16 protein-coding genes and 1 pseudogene are annotated in these 16,848 nt (G+C 64.4%); 10 read left to right on the top strand and 7 right to left on the bottom strand.

What is annotated here, in order from left to right; all coding sequences use genetic code 11:
- Window positions 1-41 precede the first annotated feature (41 nt).
- Entirely contained in the window at window positions 42-1,058 is a 1,017-nt protein-coding gene (locus UNPA324_RS17130) for a magnesium and cobalt transport protein CorA (RefSeq protein ID WP_128920823.1), read from the bottom strand.
- 177 nt (window positions 1,059-1,235) lie between these two features.
- On the opposite strand from UNPA324_RS17130, the gene purQ reads away from it, so the two are divergent.
- Both purQ and UNPA324_RS17120 read left to right on the top strand, forming a co-directional pair.
- On the top strand, window positions 1,236-1,937 hold the full coding sequence (purQ, locus tag UNPA324_RS17125) for a phosphoribosylformylglycinamidine synthase subunit PurQ (RefSeq protein ID WP_128920824.1): 702 nt from the start codon (window positions 1,236-1,238) through the stop codon (window positions 1,935-1,937).
- A pseudogene (locus UNPA324_RS17120) lies at window positions 1,934-2,905 on the top strand (tripartite tricarboxylate transporter substrate binding protein BugD). Before purQ ends, UNPA324_RS17120 begins: the two are co-directional and overlap by 4 nt.
- A gap of 3 nt (window positions 2,906-2,908) precedes the next feature.
- Here the strand turns inward: UNPA324_RS17120 and UNPA324_RS17115 are convergent.
- Both UNPA324_RS17115 and UNPA324_RS17110 read right to left on the bottom strand, forming a co-directional pair.
- Window positions 2,909-3,871: a DMT family transporter gene (locus tag UNPA324_RS17115; protein WP_141935182.1), complete on the bottom strand. Its 963-nt coding sequence runs from the start codon at window positions 3,869-3,871 to the stop codon at window positions 2,909-2,911.
- A 77-nt stretch (window positions 3,872-3,948) separates the two neighbouring features.
- Complete coding sequence (locus tag UNPA324_RS17110) at window positions 3,949-4,428, bottom strand: PaaI family thioesterase (protein ID WP_181769421.1); 480 nt, start codon at window positions 4,426-4,428, stop codon at window positions 3,949-3,951.
- A gap of 183 nt (window positions 4,429-4,611) precedes the next feature.
- Here UNPA324_RS17110 and purL point away from each other — a divergent pair, with 183 nt between their 5' ends.
- Window positions 4,612-6,822, top strand: a complete 2,211-nt coding sequence (gene purL / locus UNPA324_RS17105) for a phosphoribosylformylglycinamidine synthase subunit PurL (RefSeq protein ID WP_128920827.1) — start codon at window positions 4,612-4,614, stop codon at window positions 6,820-6,822.
- A gap of 152 nt (window positions 6,823-6,974) precedes the next feature.
- Here the strand turns inward: purL and UNPA324_RS17100 are convergent, their stop codons facing one another.
- Window positions 6,975-8,162, bottom strand: a complete 1,188-nt coding sequence (locus UNPA324_RS17100; RefSeq protein WP_141935180.1) for an acyltransferase family protein — start codon at window positions 8,160-8,162, stop codon at window positions 6,975-6,977.
- 183 nt (window positions 8,163-8,345) lie between these two features.
- Here UNPA324_RS17100 and UNPA324_RS17095 point away from each other — a divergent pair, with 183 nt between their 5' ends.
- On the top strand, window positions 8,346-8,519 hold the full coding sequence (locus UNPA324_RS17095; protein ID WP_007612121.1) for a DUF1328 domain-containing protein: 174 nt from the start codon (window positions 8,346-8,348) through the stop codon (window positions 8,517-8,519).
- Window positions 8,520-8,719: 200 nt separating this feature from the next.
- Here the strand turns inward: UNPA324_RS17095 and UNPA324_RS17090 are convergent, their stop codons facing one another.
- Window positions 8,720-9,079: a DUF427 domain-containing protein gene (locus UNPA324_RS17090; protein ID WP_128920829.1), complete on the bottom strand. Its 360-nt coding sequence runs from the start codon at window positions 9,077-9,079 to the stop codon at window positions 8,720-8,722.
- A gap of 189 nt (window positions 9,080-9,268) precedes the next feature.
- Between UNPA324_RS17090 and UNPA324_RS17085 the strand changes: the two genes are divergently transcribed.
- Complete coding sequence (locus tag UNPA324_RS17085; protein WP_128920830.1) at window positions 9,269-9,514, top strand: BolA family protein; 246 nt, start codon at window positions 9,269-9,271, stop codon at window positions 9,512-9,514.
- Window positions 9,515-9,541: 27 nt separating this feature from the next.
- Window positions 9,542-10,723, top strand: a complete 1,182-nt coding sequence (locus tag UNPA324_RS17080; protein WP_164936430.1) for a low temperature requirement protein A — start codon at window positions 9,542-9,544, stop codon at window positions 10,721-10,723.
- A 10-nt stretch (window positions 10,724-10,733) separates the two neighbouring features.
- On the opposite strand, the gene egtD is transcribed toward UNPA324_RS17080, so the two are convergent.
- Window positions 10,734-11,705 (bottom strand): L-histidine N(alpha)-methyltransferase, encoded by a 972-nt coding sequence (gene egtD, locus UNPA324_RS17075; RefSeq protein WP_164936431.1) that lies wholly within the window; start codon window positions 11,703-11,705, stop codon window positions 10,734-10,736.
- A gap of 50 nt (window positions 11,706-11,755) precedes the next feature.
- A complete protein-coding gene (egtB, locus tag UNPA324_RS17070) occupies window positions 11,756-13,000 on the bottom strand; it encodes an ergothioneine biosynthesis protein EgtB (protein ID WP_128920833.1) in 1,245 nt (414 codons plus the stop codon).
- A 289-nt stretch (window positions 13,001-13,289) separates the two neighbouring features.
- Between egtB and grxD the strand changes: the two genes are divergently transcribed.
- Genes grxD through UNPA324_RS17050 form a run of 4 tightly spaced genes read left to right on the top strand, consistent with a single transcriptional unit; the run spans window position 13,290 to window position 16,768 of the window.
- Window positions 13,290-13,616: a Grx4 family monothiol glutaredoxin gene (gene grxD / locus UNPA324_RS17065; protein ID WP_181769420.1), complete on the top strand. Its 327-nt coding sequence runs from the start codon at window positions 13,290-13,292 to the stop codon at window positions 13,614-13,616.
- A gap of 3 nt (window positions 13,617-13,619) precedes the next feature.
- Window positions 13,620-14,171 (top strand): O-acetyl-ADP-ribose deacetylase, encoded by a 552-nt coding sequence (locus UNPA324_RS17060; RefSeq protein WP_128920835.1) that lies wholly within the window; start codon window positions 13,620-13,622, stop codon window positions 14,169-14,171.
- A gap of 46 nt (window positions 14,172-14,217) precedes the next feature.
- The gene (locus UNPA324_RS17055; protein ID WP_164936433.1) at window positions 14,218-15,504 is read left to right on the top strand and encodes a serine hydrolase domain-containing protein; all 1,287 of its coding nucleotides are present in this window, start codon (window positions 14,218-14,220) and stop codon (window positions 15,502-15,504) included.
- Between the two features lies 1 nt (window position 15,505).
- Window positions 15,506-16,768 (top strand): serine hydrolase domain-containing protein, encoded by a 1,263-nt coding sequence (locus tag UNPA324_RS17050; protein ID WP_181769419.1) that lies wholly within the window; start codon window positions 15,506-15,508, stop codon window positions 16,766-16,768.
- Window positions 16,769-16,848: the final 80 nt, after the last annotated feature.

Here is a 16,848-nt window from a genome sequence, read left to right as displayed (position 1 = left end):
GAGGGTCTAGCAGTCACGGCGTCGTGGGCTGAACGTTTCGCTCACAGCCACCCCGCCCGCCGAAACCGCCAATACAGCGCCCCGCATGCCGTCAGCATCACGCCGAGCAGCATGAAGTAGCCGTACTCCCATTCCAGCTCCGGCATGTGCTTGAAGTTCATGCCGTAGATGCCGGCGAGCGCGGTTGGGATCGCGATGATCGCAAGCCAGGAGGCGAGCTTCTTGGACACGGCCGTCTCCTGCGCCTGGCCGACCAAAAGGCTCGCCTCGAACGCGAACGCCAACACCTCGCGCATGGAATCGATGCGCTCCTGAATGTTGCGGACGTGGTCGGTGACGTCGCGGAACAGCGGCTGCATGGCCTGCCGCACCATCGCCAGCTCGTCATGCTCCAGCCGGCGGCAGACTTCCACCAGCGGCCCGATCGCGTTGCGCAGCCGTAACAGGTCGCGGCGCAGCATGTAGAGCCGCTCGATCTGGGCCTTGCTGATCGGCTTGGACAGTACGTCATCCTCGATGCCCTCGACCTCTTCGTGGATGCTCTCGAGCACGGGCGAGTAATTGTCGACGATGAAATCGAGGATGGCGTAGAGGATGTAATCCTCGCCGCGGGCCAGCGCCCGCGGGCAGCTTTCGCAACGCTCGCGCACCGGCTTGTAGGAGGTCGAAGCGCCGTGGCGCACCGAGACCAGATAGCCTTCGCCGACGAAGATGTGGGTCTCGCCGAAGGCGATGCGGCCCTCGATCAATTGCGCGGTGCGCGCCACGATGAACAGTGCCTCGCCATATTGCTCGATCTTCGGCCGCTGATGGGCGTGGTTGGCGTCCTCGATCGCGAGCTCGTGCAGGTCGAACTGCTTCTGCACCGCGCTGAGCAGCGCCATGTCGGGCTCATGTAGGCCGATCCAGACCACGTGGCCGGGCTTGGCGCGCCAGCTCGAGGCCTCGCTGATCGCGACATTGGCAACGCGCCGGCCGTCGACATAGGCGCCGGCCGCAACGACGCCCTCGGTGGAGACCGGCTCGGCGAGGGAGGCGGGCAGCGACGGGACGTTCATGGCTTCAATCCCGGGCAATCGAACGGCCGAACGGCGTGCCGCCGGCCAATGTGCATGGCCTGTGTACAAGGCCTTCTGCCGAGGCTAGCACTGGTAAAATCCCCGTCAAATGGTTATGTCTCTTCACGAAATGGCCTGTTGGCCAGCCCGATTCCCGTCACCGTCGGAACCTCTGTCATGAAAGCCGCCATCCTCGTCTTTCCCGGAATCAACCGCGAGCGCGACATGGCGCGCGCGCTGAAGCTGATCTCCGGCAGCGAGCCGGCGATGGTGTGGCACGCCGAGACGTCGCTGCCTGCGGGGACTGACCTCGTGGTGGTGCCGGGCGGCTTTTCCTATGGCGATTATTTGCGCTGTGGCGCCATCGCGGCGCGCGCGCCGGTGATGGACGCGGTGCGCGACTACGCGGCCAAGGGCGGCCTCGTGCTCGGCGTCTGCAACGGTTTTCAGATCCTCTGCGAGTCCGGCCTGCTGCCGGGTGTCCTGATGCGTAATGCGCGGCTGAAATTCATCTGCCGCGACGTGCACCTGCGCGTCGAGCGCTCCGACACGCCGTTCACCCGCGGCTACAATGCCGGGCAGGTGATCCGGGTGCCGGTTGCCCATGGCGAGGGCAATTACGAGGCGGATGAGGAGACCATCAAGCGGCTCGAAGGCGAGGGGCGGGTGCTCTATCGCTATTGCTCCGCCGCCGGCGAAGTCGACGATTTCAACAACATCAACGGCGCGGCGCATTCGATCGCCGGCATCGTCAACGACAAGGGCAACGTGCTCGGCATGATGCCGCATCCGGAAAACCACGTCGAAGACATCATGGGCTGCACCGACGGCCGCGGCCTGTTCGCCGGCCTCGTTCAGCATCTGGAAAAGGCCGCGTGATCTCGTTCGCGCTGAAGCGGCTGTCGGTCGCTGTCGCCGCCGTGGTTTTCGCGACGGCCGCGTTCGCCCAGGACTATCCCAAGCGTCCGATCACCATGATCGTGCCGTTCGCGGCCGGCGGCACCTCGGACGTGATCGCGCGCGCGGTGGCCGAGCAGATGGGCATCGCGCTCGGCCAGACCATCGTGATCGAGAACGTCGCCGGCGCCGGCGGCTCGACCGCGCTGGCGCGCGCCTCCCGCGCCGAGCCCGACGGCTACACCATTGCGATCGGCAATGCCGGCACCAATGCCGCGACCTACACGATCTATCCAAAACTGCCGTTCACGCCTGAGTCCTTCGTGCCGATCGCCATGGTGGCGAAGACGTTCGGCATCATCGCGCTGCGCAAGGACTTTCCGGCGAAGGACCTCAAGGAGTTCATCGCCTACGCCAAGGCCAATCCGGGCAAGATCAATCTCGGTCATGCCGGCGTCGGCTCCTCGAACTATTTGATCTGCAAGAGCTTCGTCACCGCCGCCGGGATCGACGCGACGCTGGTCGGCTATCGCGGTGCCGCGCCTGCGCTGACCGATGCCGTCGGCAGCCAGATCGACGGCGTCTGCGACGCGGCGGCTTCCGTCTCGCAGTCGATCAACGAGAAGCTGGTGAAGGGTCTGGTGGTCGGCTCGACCGTGCGCCTCGCCACGCTGCCCGATCTGCCGACCTCTGCGGAAGCGGGCCTGCCCGAGTTCGAGGCGCAGGGCTGAAACGGCCTGTTCGCGCCCAAGGGCACGCCGCCGGCCGTGATCGCCAAGCTGAACGCCGCCGCGCGCACGGCGGTGGAGACCGACGCGGTGAAGAAGCGCCTTGCCGATCTCTCGACCGTCGCGCCCGATGCCAACGAGCACGCGCCGGAAGTGTTGCAGAAGCTCGTGACGCGCGACGTGGAAAAATATCGGAAGATGCTGGCGGATGACGCCAAGTAGTAGCTAGCGCAGCTTTAGCCGCTCCGCCGGCACCGTCATGGCCGCAACGCCGGCCATGACCAGCAGCAGCCCCAGCGCCAGGTTCGACGGCAGGCTCTCGCCGAGCAGCAGCACTGACAGGCCGACGCCGATCGGGATGCGCAGATAGCCTTGCGCGTTCGTGGTCAGCGTGCCGAGCCGGCCGAGGCAGACGTAGAACAGCATCAATCCCAGCGCGCTCGAGACGATGCCCATGACGATGGTGGCAACGATCGCCGTCGGGGTCGGGTGCAGCGTCCAGGGCTGGTCGATGATCAGCGATGGCGGCAGCAGGATGATGCCGCCGAACAGCAGCGAGCCGGCGGCCACCACCATGGGGTCGTAGTCGGACAGGCGCAGACCGAAGATCGTCGCGCAGGCAAAGGAGATGGTGGCGAGCAGGATCGCGATCTCCGCGACGATCTCGCTACTGAGGCCACGTAGCGCATCGAGGCCGACGATGGCGATGGTTCCGGCAAGGCCGAGGATCGCACCGGCGAGCTTGAGCAGCGTTGCCGGTTCGTGCCGCGTGATCAGCAAGGTGATCAGGAAGGCGAAGATCGGCGTCGTCGAGGCCAGCACCACCGTGTTCGACGCCGGCACATATTGCTGCGACCAGGTGATGATCAGGAACGGGAAGGTCGAGTTGATCAATTGCTGGGTCGCGAACAGCTTCCACGCCTTGGCGTCGGTCGGGACCTTGACGCCGCGCATCCACAGGATGGCGAACAGGAAGGCGGCTGCGATCAGCGAGCGTGCCGAGATGAAGGTGATGGGCGGGATGGTGGGAAGCGCGAGCTTGGCCAGCGGATAGGTCGAGCTCCAGCAGCAGGCGAGCGCGAGCAGCAGCGCATAGTCGCGCCAGTTGCGTGCCCCGGTGGCGACGGATGGCAACGGCGCCGATGCGGACGCCGCCGTGCGCCCTGCCTCCGATGTGCTCTGCGGCACCTTGTTCCTGCTCCCCGACGCCAAAAGCGCCTGCTGGGAAGTCTGGGCGAGGGCGCGCGAAAAGGGAAGGCACCGAGCTATGCGTTTGGCTGAGGGAGCGCCTTCCGCTTCATCCGCTTGATCGTGCCGGAAAAGGTCAGCAGCACCCGGTCCCCCGACGTCATCTTGCCGCGCAGGAAGATCAGCGAGCCCCCGGCGCGGGTGACCTCGCCGGTACATTCGATCAGCTCGCCCTCCCGTGCCGCGTCGAGGAATTCGCAGGCGAAGTTGGTCGTCACCGCCCGGCTGTCCAGGACACGGGTGGCGATCGCAAACAGGGAGTAATCGGCGAAGGCCATGTAGCAGCCGCCATGGACGTTCCCGGAGCCGTTGAGGTGCTTCTTCTCGACCCGGAAGGCGCTGCGGACGCTGCCGTCCGCCTCGATCCGGTGCCAGAACGGGCCGACATGGGCCTCAAAACTGTCGCGAATCCAGGTCCGCCAGCCCACAAATTCGCCCTCGGTGGCGATGTGGAGGTCGGGGCGGCGAGGCGGCGGCGCTTTGGTCAATTCGTGCAAGGAAATGGGCCTTCAATTGCGGGTCTTGAGCCCTTAAATCCGATCCGTCGGCGCCGTGCAATTCCTGTTCCCGCCGTCCCCGCCTGCAAAACGTGGGACAGCGGGAAAATGCGCCATAAAGGGCTTTTCCCGGCCCTCCGATCTTCCTAAGAACGGCCAAACGCCGCCGAAAGCCCCGAATCCATGAAGAACGAACCCAAGATCACCCCCGAACTGGTTGCCGCCCACGGGCTCAAGCCCGACGAGTATGAGCGCATCCTGAAGCTGATCGGGCGGGAGCCGACCTTCACCGAGCTCGGCATCTTCTCGGCGATGTGGAACGAGCATTGCTCGTACAAATCCTCGCGTATCCATCTGCGCGGCCTGCCGACGAATGCGCCCTGGGTGATCCAGGGCCCCGGCGAGAATGCCGGCGTGATCGACATCGGCGACGGCCAGGCCGTGGTCTTCAAGATGGAGAGCCACAACCATCCGAGCTATATCGAGCCCTACCAGGGCGCGACCACCGGCGTCGGCGGCATTTTGCGCGACGTCTTCACCATGGGCGCGCGCCCGATCGCGTGTCTCAATGCGCTGAGCTTCGGCGCGCCCGAGCACGCCAAGACCCGACATCTGGTCTCCGGCGTGGTTGCAGGTGTCGGCGGCTACGGCAATTCGTTCGGCGTGCCGACGGTCGGCGGCCAGGTGCGCTTCCACACCCGCTATGACGGCAACATCCTCGTCAACGCGATGGCGGTCGGCCTCGCCGATGCCGACAAGATATTCTATGCGGCGGCCTCCGGCGTGAACATGCCGATCGTGTACTTGGGCTCCAAGACCGGCCGCGACGGCATCCACGGCGCCTCGATGGCCTCGGCCGAGTTCGACGACAAGTCCGAGGAGAAGCGTCCGACGGTGCAGGTCGGCGATCCCTTCGCCGAAAAGCTGCTGCTGGAAGCCTGCCTCGAGATCATGGAGAAGGGCTGCGTCATTGCGATCCAGGATATGGGGGCGGCCGGCCTGACCTGCTCGGCAGTCGAGATGGGCGCCAAGGGCGATCTCGGCGTCGACCTCGATCTCGATGCGGTACCGACCCGCGAGACCGGGATGAGCGCCTACGAGATGATGCTCTCGGAGAGCCAGGAGCGCATGCTCATGGTGCTCAAGCCCGAGAAGGAGAAGGAAGCCGAGGCGATCTTCAAAAAGTGGGGCCTCGACTTCGCGGTGGTCGGCTACACCACGCCGAGCAAGCGCTTCGTGGTCAAGCATGGCGGCGACGTCATGGCCGACCTGCCGATCAAGGAGCTCGGCGACGAGGCGCCGGTCTATGACCGCCCCCACGTTCCCTCCGCGGCGCTGCCGATCGTGCATGCGCGCGAGGTGTCGGCGCCGATGAGCCTCGGGCTAGCGCTGGAGAAGCTGATCGGCACGCCCGACATGTGCTCTAAGCGCTGGGTCTGGGAGCAGTACGACCACGTCATCCTCGGCAACACCATGCAGCGCCCCGGCGGCGATGCCGCCGTGGTGCGCGTTGAGGACGGGCCGAAGGGCCTCGCGCTCACCGTCGACGTGACGCCGCGCTACTGCGAGGCCGATCCGTTCGAGGGCGGCAAGCAGGCCGTCGCCGAAGCCTGGCGCAACATCACCGCGGTCGGCGGCAAGCCGCTCGCGATCACCGACAATCTCAATTTCGGCAACCCTGAGCGGCCCGAGATCATGGGCCAGTTCGTCGGCTGCTTGAAGGGCATCTCGGAAGCCTGCCGCACGCTGGACTTCCCGGTCGTCTCCGGCAACGTCTCGCTCTACAACGAGACCAATGGCCGTGCGATCCTGCCGACACCCTCGATCGGCGGCGTCGGCCTGCTCGACGATTTCACCAAGTCGGCTTCGCTCGCCTTCAAGGCCGAGGGCGAAGCGATCCTCCTGATCGGTGAGACCCATGGCTGGCTCGGCCAGTCGGTCTACCTGCGCGACATCTGTGGCCGGGAGGAGGGCGCCCCGCCGCCGGTCGATCTCGCTGCCGAGAAGCGCAACGGCGATTGCGTGCGCGGCATGATCCATGGCGGCACCGCAACTGCGGTGCACGACCTGTCGGACGGCGGCCTCTTGATCGCGCTCGCCGAAATGGCGATGGCCGGCGGCATCGGCGCAAAACTGCTGGCGGCGCCGACGTCGCTGGTCTCGCAGGCCTATTGGTTCGGCGAGGACCAGGCGCGCTATATCGTCACCGTGCCGGAAACGGAAGCCGGCCGCGTGCTTGCCAAGATGCGCGGCTGCGAGGTGCCTTGCGTGCGGATCGGCACCACCGGCGGCGATGCGATCACAATCGCGGGCGAGGCGCCTGTGGCGATCGACACGCTGCGGACGTCGTACGAGCGCTGGCTGCCGGAATATATGGGCGGCAAGGCGGCCTGAGGCGCTGCCACACACCCCGTCATTGCGAGCGAAGCGAAGCAGTCCCGAGTCTCACCGAGGAGGCAGTCTGGATTGCTTCGTCGCATCAGCGCAAAATCGCTATGCAATTTTGTCGCGAGCTCCTCGCAATGACGCGCGGAAAGAGCTCGGTCTCACAACACGTGCGAGGCCCCCGGAATCCTCCGCAATGCCGCCGTCAGACCCCAGCTCAGGATCACCGTGAGCACGAAGCCGATCGCGGCCTTCAGGATCGCCGGCAGGGTGTAGTCGAACAGCCAATACTGGATCCACAGCGCGATCGGATAGTGCACCAGGAAGATGCCGTAGGCATCCGCCTGCATGCGGTCGAGCAGGGTCGGCCCCGGCGCCTTCGAATGCAGGAAGAAGGCGAGGATCGTGAGCAGGATCGAGGCCGAGAACAGCACCAGGAAGGTGCCGTAGAACACATGGTACCAGTGCGGCAGCGGATCCGGATTGCCGAGGATTTCGCGCTTGATGTAGATCATGCCCCACATCAGGCCGTAGGGGATCAGCGTGACGACGAGCCATAGCCAGCGGTTTTTCGGCAGCTGGCCGTCGGCGCTGAGGATGCCGCGATCGAAGTTCGCCGAGCCGACGCTGGCGCCGATGAAGAAATAGCTGAAGTAGAGCAGGATGCGGCTCGCCTGCACCGAGAACGGCCCGAACTCGAACCATTTGTTGGCGCCGAAACAGACCAGCGCCGGCACGTAGACGAGGCCGCTGATCGCGGCGAGCACCAGCCAGAACGCGGCCGGTTGCTCGAAACCGCGAAGCGAGACGCGGTTGACCGGATCGACCAGATGCGCCGAGACGCGGTAGAGCAGGCTCGCGGTGAGATCGAAGGCGAGCAGCACCCACACGAACCAGATCGGGCCGCTCGGCCACGGGCCCGCCGTCACCGTCTTCCACCAGAATGCCGCGAAGGTCAGCTCGGGCTCGGCCCGCAGCGCGATGGCGTAATAGGCGAGCGGGATGACGGTGAAGGCCGCGATCGCGAACGGCAGCCCGAGCCGCAACAGGCGGTCGCGCAGAAAGACCGACGGTGCCTTGCGCGCGATGCCGGGCCAGGTGAACAGGCCCGACAGGAAGAAGAACATCGCCATGAAGAAGCTGTCGGTGGCGAGCACGATCATGTCGAAACCGGCAAAGGAGGCCGGATCGGTGTGACCGAAATGGGTGTAGGGGATCACCGCATGATGCAGCAGCACCACGAGCGTCAGGAAGGTGCGGGCGCGATCGAGCGAGAGATTGCGCGATTTGCTCTTCGGCGCGGCGTGCGCTTCCGCGCCGATCGTCGCTGAATGTGACATCGTGGTCATGGCCGCCCCGCGCTCCTGCTCCCCGGGCGGGACTGTGCCGCCGGGAACCGGATTCAGCAAGCCTCGTTTGAGCGGGTCTTCCGGCCAGAACAGGGTTAGGAACCAGTTCCGCGCAACGAAGTTAGCATCCGCGAAAAAGGGCGTGAGGGCCGCAGGCGAGCGGCATCAGTTTCGGAGCTGGCGATGACGATTCTGAAATGGGCGCTGATCTTTCTACTGGTTTCGATCGTGGCCGGCGTGCTCGGCTTCACCGGCATCTCGGCCGCCTCCGCCGATATTGCCCGCTTCCTGTTCTACGTCTTCGTCGTGATCTTCCTGGTGCTGCTGATACTGGGGTTGACGATCTTCAGGGCGTAGCCGGGGCTGGATCAGCTCACTCTGTTGTCATGCCCGGGCTTGTCCCGCCTGCGCGGCCGAAGCCGCTTCGGCGAGGCGAAGGCCCGGGCATCCACGTTCTTCTGTACCCGCGATTGGCCAAGAACGTGGATGGCCGGGACATAGGCGAGCGTAAGCGACGCCGTTCTTCGGACAGTTATGCCCGGCCATGACGGAAGCAGCTACCCTACTTCCTCGATCTTCACCTTGTCCGGATAGAAGGCGAGGTGGCCGGAAATTTCGGTCATCGCGGGGAAGGGCGTCTCGTAGGTCCAGATCGCATTCTCGAGCGTCTTGCCGCCGGCCTTGACGCTAAAATAGCTCGCATCGCCCTTGTAGGGGCAGTGGGTGGTGCGCTCGGTGCGCTCCAGCAGGGCCATATTGGTGTCCTCCCGCGGCACATATTGCACCGCCGGATATTTGGCCTCCTTCAGGGTCAGCGCCTTGCCGGTCTCGGCAATGACGATGTCGCCCGCGGTCACACGGACGCGCCGGGGATTTTGGGTGATGGTGATGGGGTGGTCCGGCCCTGGAAGCTTCATGATGTCACGCCTTTTCGATCGATCTGCCGCGCGCGGCACTTCGTCGTGCCTTTATCCTGATGGGATCAGGGATATAGTGCCGGAAGGCGTGACGCAGAAGGCCGTTCACGCTAAGTTTGGTCCTGCCGGCGAGGGGACCCCGGCAGCGATTCGAGCCGAGACTGACTAGAAGCAAGGAGCACGACCCGAATGCCCATGGACGCCCACGATATCGAGGCGATGATCAAGGCGGCGATCCCCGATGCCGAGGTGACCATCCGTGACCTCGCCGGCGACGGCGATCACTATGCCGCGACCGTGATCTCGGAATCCTTCCGCGGCAAGTCCCGCGTCCAGCAGCACCAGATCGTCTACCAGTCCCTGCGCGGCCAGATGGGCGGCGTCCTGCACGCGCTGGCGCTGCAGACCGGGGTACCTGGCGCACCCGGCACCTGATCTGACCAGCGTCACCGGGGGACGATGATGGCTGCGGACAATCCTCGCGGCGCGATGTTTCGCGTCATCGTGCCGGACCAGCACAGCCGCGTCACCAATGCCGAGCTGTTCTTCGACCTCGTCTTCGTCTTTGCCGTCACGCAGGTGTCGCACACGCTGCTGCACCATTTCACGCCGCTCGGCGCGGTGCAGGTCACGGTGCTGTTTCTCGCGGTGTGGTGGGTGTGGGTCTACACCGCCTGGGTCACCAACTGGCTCAATCCCGAGCTGACGCCGGTTCGCATCCTGCTCTTCGCGATGATGCTGGGTGGCCTCGTGCTGTCGACGACGATCCCGACCGCGTTCGAGGGGCGGGGCCTGTGGTTTGCGATCGCCTACGCAACCATGCAGCTTGGGCGGACGGCGTTCTGGCTGTTCGCAACGCCGCGGCATCGGACCGCGGTGCGCCACAACGCGATCCGCATCCTGACCTGGCTCTCGATCTCGGCGGTGTTGTGGATCGCAGGCGGCCTGTCCGAGGGCGAGACACGGCTATGGCTGTGGATTGCGGCCGTCACCTGGGAATACGTCTCGCCGGCGGCTCGCTTCTGGGTCCCGAAGCTGGGCTTCTCGTCGATTGAGGCCTGGGCCGTCGAAGGCGGCCACATGGCCGAGCGCTGCTCTCTCTTCGTCATCATCGCGCTCGGCGAAGCCGTCGTCGTCAACGGCGCGACCTTTGCCGAGCTGGAATGGACCGCGTCCAACATCCTGGCCTTCGTCTCCGCGCTGGTCGGCGCCATCGCGATGTGGTGGGTCTATTTCCACAAGGGGGCGGAGGCCGGCTCCAAACGCATCTCGAAGTCCACCGAATCCGGCCGGCTGGCGCGGCTCGCCTACACCTATCTGCACATGCCGATCATCGCCGGCATCATTCTGACCGCCGTGTCGGACGAACTGGTGCTGAAGCACCCGACCGGACACTCCGATATCAGGACGATCGTGAGCACGATCGGCGGTCCGCTGGTGTTCCTGGTCGGCACGATCCTGTTCAAGCACGCGATCCGTGGCTTCCTCCAGCTCTCACACGGCATCGGCATCATTCTGCTGCTGGCGCTGTGGTGGTTCGCAGCCGACCTCTCGCCGCTCTGGTTGTCGGTCGCGACGACGGCGATCATGATCGTGGTTGCGGTCTGGGAGTCGGTATCGCTGGGGTCGGAGCCGGAAGAGTAGGCGCGGAGGCCTATTCCGCCACCTCCAGAGCATGCACCGAAAACATCCTGGCCGCATCCGTCCAGCTTTCGCGCACGCGCCAGCCCGCACCCTGCGCCAGAGCGGCAAAGCGCTCGATGCTGTATTTGTAGCTGTTCTCGGTGTGGATGCTCTCGCCCGGGCGGAACGAGAAGCTGGTGCCGAGCAGACGCACGGTCTGGCTCTTCCTGCTGATCAGGTGCATCTCGATGCGGTGCCGCTCGCGATTGTAAATCGCGCGATGGGTGAAGGCGGACAGATCGAAATTGCCGCCGAGCTCGCGGTTGATGCGCACGAGAACGTTGAGGTTGAAGCGTGCGGTGACGCCGGCGGCATCGTTGTAGGCGTCGTGCAGCACGCGCTCGTCCTTTTCGAGATCGGCACCGATGATCATCTGGGCGCCGCGGCCGAGAATCTTGCGCGCGCTCTTGAGAAAGGCCTGCGCCTCATGCGGCTCGAAATTGCCGATGGTCGAGCCGGGGAAGAATCCGACCTTCGGCATGGACGCGACCTGCTTGGGCAGCTCGAACGGCGTGGTGAAATCGGCGGCGACAGGGTAAATGCCGAGCGAGGGAAAATCCCGCTTCAGGCCATTCGCCTGCGCCTTCAGGAAGTCGCCGGAGATATCGACGGGCACATAAGCCGCGAACTTGCAATGGTTCAGCAACAGGCGGACCTTCGTGGTCGCGCCGGCGCCGAACTCGACCAGCGCCGCATGCTCCGGAATGATCCTTGCGATCTCGTTGCCGCGCTCCTTCAGGATCGCAAGCTCGGTGCGCGTCGGATAATATTCCGGCAGCTTCGTGATCGCCTCGAACAGCTCCGATCCGGTCGCGTCATAAAAGTATTTCGGCGACAGCTTTTTCGGCTGCTGCGAGAGGTCCTCGATCGCCTCACGGGCGAAGGCGGTGGTCTGCTCGTCGGGAAGATGGGCTTCGGCCAAAGCGCTGGCGTGCACATTCATGATACTCTCCTGAACGCGCTGTCCGGCGCGCATTTGTCGTCGGATAATGTTTATTCGTAGTCGGCGAGCCGCAGCCCCGTGAACTGCCAGCGGTGGTGCGGATAGAAGAAGTTCCGATAAGTGATACGGCTGTGGTCTTCCGGAGTTGCAAGCGAGGAGCCGCGCAGCACCAGCTGGTTGACCATGAACTTGCCGTTGTACTCGCCGAGCGCGCCGTCGATGGCGCGGTAGCCGGGGTAGGGTGAGTAGGACGATCGCGTCCACTGCCAGACGATGCCGAAGGCATCGTTGAGCTGGCCTGTGCGCGCCGCAACCTCCCATTCCATTTCGGTCGGCAGATGCTTTCCGGCCCAGCGCGCGAAGGCGTCGGCCTCGTAATAGCTGACGTGGCAGACCGGTGCGTCGGGATCGACCGGCTTGAGACCGGCGAGCGTCATGACCTGCCATGCGCCATCGACTTCGCGCCAATAGCCGGGAGCCTGCCAGTCGTCCTTGCTGGCCGCGGCGAAGCCGTCCATCAGCCACAGCGTCGCACGCCGATAGCCGCCGTCGCGCATGAAGGCGAGCCACTCGCCATTGGTGACGAGATTGCGCGCCACCTTGACCGGGCCGACCAGGGCGCGATGCGCGGGCTTCTCATTGTCGAAATGGAAACTGTCGTCGACATGGCCGACCGTGTGGATACCCTCGTTGAGTTGCAGCCAGTCATCACCGGTGCGCGTCGCGGAGGGAAAGCGCCAGTCCGGGTCGTAGGCCGGATAGACCGGGTTCTGCGCAAAAGCGTGCAGGATGTCGGTGAACATCAATTCCTGATGCTGCTGCTCATGGTTCAGCCCGACCTCGACCAGCGGCGCGAGCTCGCGAAGCTTGTCCGCGTCCGCCTCGCGGAAGAATTTGACGACGGCCGCATCGACATATTTGCGATAAGCACCGACCTGATCGGCGCTGGGACGGGTGATGTCGCCGCGATGATTGCGCGCATGACGCGGGCCGGCGCTGACGTAATAGGAATTGAACAGGAACGCGAAATAGGGGTGGAAGGGCCGATAGCCCGCAGCGTGCTCGCCGAGGAGGAATTGCTCCCAGAACCAGGTGGTATGCGCCCGATGCCATTTCGTCGGGCTCGCATCCGGCATGGACTGGATCTGCTGGTCCTCCGGCGAGAGCGGGGCGGCCCGGCGTTCGGTCTCGTTGCGGACGGCAATGAACGCGTCCTGAAGCCTCTGGGCGACATCGCCCTGACCGGACGGTGACGAAAGCGGGGCGATGGCCGTAGCGGAGGCTTGTTTCGTCACGTTTTTCTCCAGACAGGACAAGAGAACGTTGTTGGCGTTGCCGGGTTCCCAAACCGAGGTTCGTCCTAGATAGGGGCTCCGTTACGGTATGAAAGTCCTCTCTGGCGATGATATTGATGTCATCAGCCTATGGACCCGGCTGGGGTCAAACCGGCCACCGGGGCGTGTCGCCGCCATTTTACTTTGGATGCACAACGGTTTGCGCTACATATATAGGCAGGTATCGGGTTAGATCGGCTGAGCCGGCCCGAGATGATTGGTGAGGGCTCCGCCCCGGAAGGACATGGAAATGAGCATTGAGGAATTCATCGCCAACGAAGTGAAGTCGAACGACGTGGTTCTGTTCATGAAGGGCACGCCGCAATTTCCGCAGTGCGGGTTCTCCGGCCAGGTCGTCCAGATCCTCGACCATATCGGCGTCGGTTATAAGGGCCTCAACGTCCTCGAATCCGCCGAACTGCGCAACGGCATCAAGACCTTCTCCAACTGGCCGACCATCCCTCAGCTCTATGTGAAGGGCGAGTTCGTCGGCGGTTGCGACATCGTCCGCGAGATGTTCCAGGCGGGCGAATTGCAGCAGCTCTTCTCCGAGAAGGGCGTCGTCGTCGCCGCCTGATCCGTGACCGTGCCGACGCGCCGGATTGGCGGTGCTGAGCTCGACGTCATTGTTGCCGACATCACGACCCTCGGCGTTGACGCCATCGTCAACGCCGCCAACACGTCGCTCCTTGGCGGAGGCGGCGTGGACGGCGCGATACATCGGGCGGCCGGCCCCGATCTGGTCGCCGAATGCCGTATGCTCCACGGCTGCAAAACGGGCGACGCCAAGATCACCAAAGGCTACCGGCTCAAGGCTGCCCATGTGATCCACGCCGTCGGGCCGGTCTGGAATGGCGGCACGCGGGGCGAGGATGACCTGCTCGCCTCCTGCTATCGCCGTTCGATGGAGTTGTGTGGGAAGCACGGACTAACCTCGGTGGCATTCCCCGCGATTTCGACCGGCATTTTCCGCTTCCCTGCCGACCGGGCCGCCGACATCGCCGTGCGCACGACAATCGAAGGGCTCTCTGCCGCGCCGTCCCTTGCTCGCGTGGTGTTCTGCTGTTTCTCCGAGCCGAGCGCCAGGCTGCATGCCGAGGCGATCGAGCAACACAGCGGCCCTTGTGCCTGATCACGCGGTCGGTACACTCCGCCGGACCATGTTCCGGGGAGGGGATATGATTTCACAGTCGGGACTGCGCGCGCTCGTCTGCGGTGCGCTGATGTCGTTCGGCGCGATGTCGCTGGCGCGGGCGGAAGGCACCTACGAGATTCCGGCCGGCGCGCATTTCAACCAGGACAAGCTCGCCAAGGTGAGCGAGTTCTTCAAGAACGAGGTCGCGACCGGCAAGATCGCCGGTGCAACCGTTCTGATCCAGCAGCATGGCAAGTCGGTCTATCACGAAGCCTTCGGCGTGCAGGACGTCGTCAGCAAGGCGCCGATCACCGACAAGACCATTTTCCGCCTGTTCTCGATGACCAAGGCAATCACCTCTGTCGTCGCGATGCAATTGATCGAGGACGGCAAGATCGAGCTCGATGATCCCGTCTCGAAATACATCCCGTCCTTCGCCAATGTGAAGGTCGGCGTCGAGAAGAAGGCCGAGGACGGCACCAAGTCGCTCGAGCTGGTGCCGCCCAACCGGCCGATCACGGTGCACGACCTGATGACGCACACCTCGGGCATCACCTATGGCTTCTATGGCGATAGCCTGGTCCGCAAGGCCTATCGCGAGGCCAACATCTATGCCGGCGATTTCGACCTCGCCGAGTTCGCCGAGCGCATCGCCAAGCTGCCGCTGCACAACCAGCCGGGCGCGCTCTGGCAATACGGCCATTCCACCGACATCCTGGCCCGTGTGATGGAGGTCGCAGCGGGCAAGCCGCTGATCGACATCATGCGCGAGAAGCTGCTCGATCCGCTCGGCATGGTCGACACCGGCTTCTTCGTCACCGTCCCCGAGAAGCAGAAGCTGCTGGCGCAGCCGGTGCCGAACGATGCCGATTTCCGCGTCGGCCGCATCAACGATCCGACGGTGGCCAAGAAGATCATGTTTGCCAGCGGTGGCATGGTCACGACTATGGCCGATTACCAGCGCTTCGCGCAGATGCTGCTCAATGGCGGCAGCCTGGAGGGCAAGACCATTCTCAAGCCCGAGACGTTCAAGCTGATGACGACCGACCAGATCGGCCCGGGCTCCGGCGTCGATCGCGATTATTTCTACTTTCCCGGCGACGGCTTCGGCTTCGGCCTCGGGCTCGCGGTCCGCACCGATCCCGGCAACGCCAAGCCGCCGCCACCCGGCGATCTCGGTGAACTGAAGTGGGATGGCGCTTCCGGCTGCTATTTCGTGATTGATCCCAAGCAGGACATGTTCTTCGTGCTGCTGGAGCAGACCCCGAGCGAGCGCCAGCGGGTGCAGCGGACCTTGAAGCAGCTGGTCTATGAAGCCATGGAGAAGTGACATGAGCGGGCGCCGCGCGTTTCTCGCGGCGCTCGTTCTTCTGCTCGGACTGGTCGGTGCGAAGGCCGGCTCCGAGGAACGCTCAGCCCGCACGCTCTCAGCCGAGGGCCTCGCAAAGGTCTCCGACTTCATCAGGAACGAGGTCACGACCGGCAAGATCCCCGGCGCCGTCCTGCTGCTGCAGCAACACGGCAAGCCGGTCTATTATGCGAATTTCGGTGTTCGCGACGTTGCCACCGAGCTGTCGATGAGTGCGGACACGATCTTCCGCCTCTATTCGATGTCGAAGCCGATCACGTCAGTCATGGTGATGATGCTGGTCGAGGAGGGCAGGCTCGCGCTCGAGGATCCCGTCGCAAAGTACATTCCGGCCTTTGCCGATATGAAGGTCGGCGTCGAGAGGAGGGGCAAGGAGTACAAGGTCGCGCTGACGCTGGAGCCGCTCGAGCGTCCCGTCACAATCAAGGACCTGTTGCGCCATACTGCCGGCCTGCCTTACGGTTCCTATGGCGGCAGCGCGGTGCGCGAGCTTTATGCCGCGGCCGACCTGTTCAATAGCGAGCTTTCCAATGCCGATTTCGTCGCGAAGCTCGCCACGCTGCCGCTTGCCGAGCAGCCGGGCGCGGTGTGGGACTACGGCTTTGCCACCGACGTGCTCGGCCGCGTCGTCGAGGTGGTCTCGGGCAAGACGCTGCTCCAGTTCGAAAAGGAACGGCTGCTCGATCCGCTCGGCATGACCGAGACGGCCTTCTACGTTGCCGACCCCGCCAGGTTTCCGCGCATCGCCGAGCCGATGCCGCAGGACCGCAACATCAGCCCGACGACGCAGGTGCGTGACATCAGACGCCCGACGATATGGGAATCGGGCGGCGCCGGCATGGTCGGCACGGTCGGAGACTATGCGCGGTTCGCTCAGATGCTGCTCAATGGCGGTACGTATGACGGTCGGCGCTATCTCAAACCCGAGACCATCCAATTGATGGCCTCGGATCATATTGGTCCCGAAACCAACATCGCGCGCGACCAGAACTATTATCCGGGCGCCAGTTCCGGCTTCGGCCTCGGCTTCGCCGTGCGCACCTCAGTGCCGCCGGGTACATCATGGCCACTGGGCGAATATCGCTGGGACGGCGTCGGCGGCACCTTTTTCTTCATCGATCCCGAAGACGATCTGCTCGGGATCTTCATGGTGCAGACCCCATCGCAACGCGGCCGGATTCAACTGGCGTTGAAGACGCTGATCTATCAGGCGATGGGGCGGTGAAGCGGCGGCAGTTTGTAGCCCCGATGAGCGAAGCGACATCCGGGATCGCTGCGCGCGAAGTCCCGGGTATCGCTGCGCTC

Origin of the sequence: Bradyrhizobium sp. UNPA324 (assembly GCF_006658635.1) — a bacterium.
Taxonomy (GTDB): domain Bacteria; phylum Pseudomonadota; class Alphaproteobacteria; order Rhizobiales; family Xanthobacteraceae; genus Bradyrhizobium; species Bradyrhizobium nanningense.
This window is presented reverse-complemented; position numbering and strand designations above follow the sequence as displayed.